The organism is Streptomyces laculatispora (assembly GCF_017353455.1).
Classification (GTDB): Bacteria; Actinomycetota; Actinomycetes; order Streptomycetales; family Streptomycetaceae; genus Streptomyces; species Streptomyces laculatispora.
The window spans coordinates 1-1,536 of record NZ_JAFMPZ010000099.1 but is presented as its reverse complement, the minus strand read 5'-3'; the positions used below and the strand labels follow the sequence as shown (position 1 = coordinate 1,536).

The following is a 1,536-nucleotide window of genomic DNA, read 5'->3' as shown; positions in this document are numbered from 1 at the left end:
GACCTCCTGCTCGGCGTTGAGGAGCGGGACCTTGCCGATCTGCTTCAGGTAGTCCTTGACAGGGTCGGCCGTGGCGCCGGCGACGGCGACCTGCTGCGCAGGTGCGTCGTCCTCGTCGTCGTCGGAGAGGACGAAGCCCTTGTTCTCGCCCTCGCCCTCCTCTTCCTCACCCTTGCCGGCCTTGACTTCCTCGGCTGCGTCGTCGCCGTCGAGGGCCTCGTCGTCCTGCTTGCCGGCCTTCTTCGCCGCAGTCTTCTTGGCTGCCGTCTTCNNCTCCGCGGCACTGACCATCAGCGTCACACCCTCTTCCTCGAGGATCTGGTTGAGGCTGCGCAGAACGTTCTTCCACTGGGTTGGCGGAATCTGGTCAGCCTCGAAGGCCCGACGCACGTCATCGCCGGCGATCTGCCCATCAGCCTTTCCCCGCTCGATGAGCGCCATCACAGATTCGGACTCGGCGATCTCCGGCGGGAGCGTACGGGATGTGCTGGCCGACACGAACAACCTCTCGGAACGATGGAAACGGCTTCCGGCCCGGCCCAGGAGAGGGCTGAACCGACGACCGTCGGCTGGGAATGTGCCGACGGCGCGGGCTATGCCTCAGAACTGCACAGCGCACTGAATGGCTGCTGTATTCCTTCCGCGGCGGTCACCTCTTAAGTCATCGCGCTGTTTCGAGGAGTGTTACGCCCAATCCGCGTGGCCCGAGTCACACCTCATTTCCGACGAACGCGACCAGGGGCGACATCCCACCACAATTGTGCCGCCGGACCGCGAGGGTCCGGCGACACCTGGCTGGTACGCCCCGCCCGTGCCGCGCTCAGTGCTCGCGCGGCGCCGGCACCACCCGCTCCACCTCGAGGGGAACCGCGAGCAGTTGGCGCATGGCCGCCTCGGCGCCTGCGGAGTCGCCGGACGCGAGGGCGTCGACGATCCGCGCGTGATGGCCGAGCGATGCCTCATTGGGGCGGTCACAACCGGTTACCGGGCCGCCCGAGACATGCAGGGCGGCGGAAACGATGCCGGAGAGGTGCTCCAGCATGCGGTTGCCCGCGGCCTGGATCAGCAGGGCATGAAACTCCGCGTCGGCCCGGGCGCACGTGATCACGTCAGCCTGTCCGAGCGCGTGCCCCATGATCTCGACCATCTCGGCGAGGCGCTGCTGAAGATCCTCACGGCCGTGACCCGCGGCAAGGCTGGCGGCGAGCGGCTCGATCGTCCACCGGAGCTCGCTCAGCTCGCGGCGCTGGTCGTCTCGCTGCGGGCCGAAGGCGCGCCATTCGATGATGTCGGGGTCGAGCAGATTCCAGTCACTGACGGGCCTGACCCGGGTACCCACATTGGGCCGGGCACTGACCAGCCCCTTCGCCTCCAGCACGCGCAGCGATTCCCGGACAACGGTGCGGGAGACCTCGAAACGCTGACCGATCTCCTCCGGCACCAAGGGGCGGTCCGCACCCAGGTCTCCGGAAACGATCATCTGTCCCAGCTGCTGAACAAGTTGGCCGTGCAGGCCTCGGCCACGACTGGCCGAGC

Annotated in this window: 2 protein-coding genes; both read right to left on the bottom strand. The window is 67.6% G+C overall.

Features of this window, described 5'->3' with window-relative positions; genetic code table 11:
• The coding region (locus tag J1C73_RS34560) for a sigma-70 factor domain-containing protein (RefSeq protein WP_307797611.1) at positions 1 to 498 on the bottom strand (498 nt) is incomplete at its 3' end.
• A 322-nt stretch (positions 499 to 820) separates the two neighbouring features.
• Positions 821 to 1,536, bottom strand: a 716-nt coding sequence (locus J1C73_RS05685) for a FadR/GntR family transcriptional regulator (RefSeq protein WP_207315369.1), incomplete at its 5' end; no start/stop codon positions are given.